Annotated in this window: 3 protein-coding genes; 2 read left to right on the top strand and 1 reads right to left on the bottom strand. The window is 75.0% G+C overall.

The annotated features are described in order from the left end of the window. Window positions 1-1,219: chorismate-binding protein (locus tag NCC78_RS27435; protein WP_250798091.1), on the bottom strand; the 1,219-nt coding region annotated here is incomplete at its 3' end. Window positions 1,220-1,475: 256 nt separating this feature from the next. Between NCC78_RS27435 and NCC78_RS27440 the strand changes: the two genes are divergently transcribed. Both NCC78_RS27440 and NCC78_RS27445 read left to right on the top strand, forming a co-directional pair. After that, complete coding sequence (locus tag NCC78_RS27440) at window positions 1,476-2,855, top strand: FGGY family carbohydrate kinase (RefSeq protein ID WP_250798096.1); 1,380 nt, start codon at window positions 1,476-1,478, stop codon at window positions 2,853-2,855. 99 nt (window positions 2,856-2,954) lie between these two features. Continuing rightward, on the top strand, window positions 2,955-5,008 hold a 2,054-nt coding region (locus tag NCC78_RS27445), incomplete at its 3' end, for a sensor histidine kinase (protein WP_250798098.1).

Consider the following 5,008-nt stretch of genomic DNA (forward strand, 5'->3'; position numbering starts at 1 on the left):
CCTGCGGGTCGTCGGCGAGGCGCACCGCCGGGCCGGGGCCGGGCGCGGGCGCCTGCGGGGCCAGCCCCAGCGCGGCGAGCACCCCGGCCGCCTTGGCGTGGGTCTCGGCCACCTCGCCCGCCGCCGTCGAGTGCCGGACCAGGGTCGCCCCGACCGGAACCCGCAGCTCACCGGCCGGGGAGATCTCGGCGGTACGGATCAGGATCGGCGCGTCCAGGCTCTGCCGGCCGGCGTCGTCTCGCCCGAGCAGCGCCAGCACCCCCGCGTAGTAGCGCCGCCCGGCGCTCTCGTGGCGGGCGATCACCCGGCAGGCGTTCTCCATCGGACTGCCGGTGACGGTGGGCGCGAACATCGTCTCCCGCAGGACCTCCCGCACGTCCTTCGAGCCCCGGCCGGCGAGCAGGTACTCGGTGTGGGCCAGGTGGGACATCTCCTTCAGGTACGGCCCGACCACCTGCCCGCCGTGCTCGGCGACCGTGGCCATCATCTTCAGCTCCTCGTCGAGCACCATGTACAGCTCCTCGACCTCCTTGGCGTCGGCGAGGAAGCGCAGCAGGGCGGCGAGGTCCGCGTCCGCGCCGGTGTGTCGGAAGGTGCCGCTGATCGGGTTCATCATGACCAGCCCGTCGTCGACGCTGACGTGCCGTTCCGGGCTGGCGCCGACGAGGATCCGCGTGCCGGTGTGCACCACGAAGGTCCAGTACGCCCCCCGCTCGCGCAGCAGCAGCCGGCGCAGCGCGGCGAGGGCGGCGATCAGCGGCGGGCCCTGCACGGTGGCCCGCATGGTCCGGTGGATGACGAAGTTGGCGCCCTCGCCGCGCCCGATCTCCTCGGCGAGCACCCGGCCGACGGTGGCGGCGTACTCGTCGTCGCCGACGTCGAAGCCGGCGTCGGTGGTGGCCACGGGCACGTCGGGCAGCGCGTCGAGCGCCTCGGCCAGGTCGAGCCGCTCGTGCCGGTCGATCTCCAGGCACTCCAGCGGGACGCCGTCGTCGACGCAGGCGAAGCCGCGCTCGGCGACCTGCCGGAACGGCACCAGCGCCAGCGTCCGCGGGCCGGGCGCCCCGGCGGGCAGCGGGATGTCGGCGAGCCGGTCGACCGCGCGGACCGTGCCGGTGAACAGCTCCAGGTGGTCGGCGCCCTCGCGCCGGACGAGCGCGAACGGGCCGGGGTCGCAGCCGTCGGCGACGGCGGCGAGCAGCTGGGGCAGGTGGGTCATCGGTCTCCTCAGGGCCGGGCGTCGCCGTCGGGGGGCGACCGGAGGGCCGGGGGAAAGACCGGCGGCCGCCTCGTCGGGCGGCCGCGTGGGATAGCTACGCGCGGGGGATGGCCGCCGGGTCGGCGGGCCACCAGCAGGACAGGTGCGCGGGCATGCGACCACCCTACGTGGCCGACGTCGGCACGGGAAGTCGTTCGGGCGTACGGGCGAGCCGCCGGGACCCCCCACCCCCTCGGACCGGGTAATTTGACCCGCGATGAACATTCTCGCGCTCGACCTGGGCACCTCCTCGGTACGCGGCCTCGTGCTGGACGCCGACGCCGGTCCGCTGCCCGGCGCGCTGGCCCGGCGCAAGGTCAGCCTCACCGTCGACGACGACGGCACCGGCACCCTCGACGCCGTCCGATACCTGGCGTGCCTGGTGGAGTGCCTGGACGAGCTGGCCGCCGGTGGCCACCTGCGCGACGTGGAGCTGGTGGCCACCTCCGGGCAGTGGCACTCGGTGGTTCCCCTGGACGCCGGCGGGGAGCCGCTCGGGCCGGTGCTGGCCTGGTTGGACACCCGCCCGGCGCCGGTCCGCGGGGCCACGGGCCCGGCCGACCCGGACGACTTCCACCAGCGCACCGGCGCCTGGTGGCACCGCTGCTACTGGTCGGTCCGGCTGCCCTGGCTGCGCGAGCACGCCGCCACGCCGGTCACCCGCTTCGCCGGCCTGGTCGAGTACGTGCTGGGTGAGCTGCTCGACTCCGCCCCCATGTCGGTCTCCCAGGCCTCCGGGACCGGCCTGCTCGACCTGCGGATGATGACCTGGGACCCGGAGGCCTGCGCGCTGGCCGGCGCCCGTGCCGAGGAGCTGCCCGAGCTGGCGCCGCTGGGCTGGCGGGGCCGGTTGCGGCCGGTGCACGCCCGCCGCTGGCCGCAGCTGACCGACGCGTCGTGGGCCGCGCCGGTGGGCGACGGCGCGGCGTCGAACATCGGCTCCGGCTGTGTCACCACCGACCGGTCGGCGGTGACCGTCGGCACCTCCGCGGCGGTCCGGCTGATGCAGCGCGTCCGGGCCGGGGAGGAGCTGCCCCGGCTGCCCGGGGAGCTCTGGCGGTACCGGGTCGACCACGACCACGTGGTGACCGGGACGGCGTACTCGTCGGGGGGCAACCTCTTCGCCTGGGCGAAGCGGGAGCTGCGGCTGCCCGAGGGGGCCGAGCTGGACGCCGCTCTGGCCCGGGTGCCACTGGACGGCGGCCGGCCGGCCGATATCCGCTTCGGTGGCGCCCGACCGCCCGGCCTGGTCCCGGCCGGCTCCGGCGAGCTGCGCGGCCTGAGCTTCGGCACCACCTCCGTGGAGATGGTGGCCGGGCTGATGCGGGAGCTGTGCAACCTGATCGCCGCGGACCTGACCGTGCTGGAGTCCACGGTCGACAAGCCGGTCGAGGTGGTGCTGGGCGGCGGAGCGGTGGCCGCCTCGCCCTGGTGGCGGGCGGCGTTCGCCGCGGCCCTCGCGCCCCGGCCGGTCCGTTGGCAGCGCAACCCGGAGATCGGCGCGACCGGCGCGGCGCTGCTCGCGTTGGGACGCCTGGGTGGTGCCGCCGAGCCCACCGGCATCGGCCGGACGGATGAGCGGGGCTCACCCTCCTGAGTCGCTCCTCAGCCCAGCCCGTTGACACAGCTCCCGGGCCTGGTTGGATGGACTCCGCTCCCCGGCTCGCGGCGGACGCGAGGGACCAAGGAGGCAGGTGTGGGCGAAGGTCCGGCGGGTGGCGCGGTGTCGAACCACCGCCGGCGCCGGTTCGACGTCCGGGTCGTTCCCCACCGGCGTCGCTCCCCGTTCCGGATGCGGGACTGGCGGATGCGTACCAAGCTCGCCACGGTGCTGGTCATCCCCTCGGTGGCGTTCCTGGTGCTGGCCGGCGTGCAGACCCGCGGCCTGGTCGGTCAGACCACGGCGCTGGGTGACTTCGCCCAGCAGGTCGGCATCGGCCGGGAGATCACCACGGTGGTGCACCAGTTGCAGCTGGAACGGGACCGCACCGCCGGCGAGCTCGCCGAGCTGCGGCGCAGCGGCACCGGCGCCAACCGGGACGCGGCGATCGCGGCACTCAAGCCCCTGCAGGGCGGCAGCGACGTGGCCCTGCGCGAGCTGCGCCGGGCCGCCGAGCCGCTGGCCGACGCCGACGCGGCCTGGCGGGTCGCGTACTCCGAGGTGCTGGAGGCGTACGAGCAGGTTGTCTACATTCGGGCCGCGATCGCCCCGGCGGTGCTGGGCAGCGACACCATCCTCAGCAACTACCACCGGGTCGTCGACGCGCTGCTCAACCTCCTCGCCGAGCCGTCGCCCGGTGCCGACCAGCCCGCGCTCAGCGACGCGGTGCTGCGCTACGTGCAGCTCGCCCGGGTCAAGGAGCTCTCCTCGCAGGTCCGGGCCCAGCTCTACGAGGCCGCCCGCGCCGGCCGCTACGGCGTCGAGGACCAGGTCATCCTGACCGACCTGCGGGCGCAGCAGCTGACCGCGCTGGGCGCGTTCCGGGTCGCTGCCACCAACACCCAGATCCGCCGGTACGACGAGACCTCGGTGGACCCGGCGTTCGTGTCGGCCACCCGCCTGGAGGAACAGAGCGTGCCCACCGCCGGCGCCGAGCCGGCGGTGCTGCCCGCTCCACAGTGGTGGGCGGCCAGCGAGGAGCGCCAGGAGCTGCTCCGCCAGGTCGAGGCGTCGGTGCTCGACGACGCCGTCCGGCAGGCCGACGACGTCAGCGCGACCCAGCTGCGGACCACCCTGCTGGTCGTCGGCGTGATCGTCGTGGTGCTGCTGGTCGCCCTGCTGATCTCCGTCCTGGTCGGCCGGTCCGTGGCCCGCTCGATGCGGATGCTGCGCGGCCAGGCCCTGCGGATCGCCCAGATCGAGCTGCCGGACGCCCTGGACCGGCTGCGCACCCTGACCGGCGGGGTGCCCGCCATCGACGTGCCGCCGGCGGTGGTTCGGTCGCTCGACGAGATCGGCGAGCTGGCCGAGGCGTTCGTCGCGGTGCACCGCAGCGCGGTCAGCGTCGCCGTTGAGCAGGCGACCATGCGGCGTAACGTCAACGCGATGTTCGTCAACCTGGCCCGACGCAGCCAGGTCCTCGTCGAACGTCAGCTGGAGCTCCTGGACGACCTGGAACGCGAGGAGAGCGACCCGGATCAGCTGGAGAACCTGTTCAAGCTCGACCACCTGGCCGCCCGGATGCGGCGTAACGACGAGAGCCTGCTGGTGCTGGCCGGGACCGAGTCGACCCGGCGGTGGAACCGGCCGGTCGGCCTGGGCGCGGTGCTGCTCGCCGCCAGCGCCGAGATCGAGCAGTACCAGCGGGTGCGCCACGAGTCGGTGGCCGAGTTGCACATTGTCGGCCATGCCATCGGCGAGCTGGTCCACCTCCTGGCCGAGCTGCTGGAGAACGCGACCGCGTTCTCCCGGCCGGACACCCTGGTGACGGTCACCGCCCGGGCCGACGACGTCGGGGCGGTGGTCGAGATCGTCGACCAGGGTCTCGGCATGAGCCCGACCGCGCTGGCCGAGGCGAATGCCGTGCTCGCCACGCCGCCGGCCGCCGACGTCGCGACCGTCGAGCGGATGGGCCTGTTCGTGGTCAGCCACCTGGCCGCCCGGCTCTCCGTCGAGGTGCGGCTGTTCGGCGGCCAGGACGGCCTCGTCGCGCGGATCCGGCTGCCCCGCCAGCTGCTGGCGCCGGCGCCGGCGGTGGAGCTGGACCCGCCGGGCTCGGTGCGGATGCTGAGTGTCGGGGTCGCGGCCCA

The organism is Micromonospora phytophila, assembly GCF_023656545.1.
GTDB lineage: Bacteria > Actinomycetota > Actinomycetes > Mycobacteriales > Micromonosporaceae > Micromonospora > Micromonospora phytophila.

Bases quoted from the DNA above. Each gene is read 5' to 3' on its own strand.
- NCC78_RS27440 (WP_250798096.1), top strand. From the start codon at position 1,476: ATGAACATTCTCGCGCTCGACCTGGGCACCTCCTCGGTACGCGGCCTC.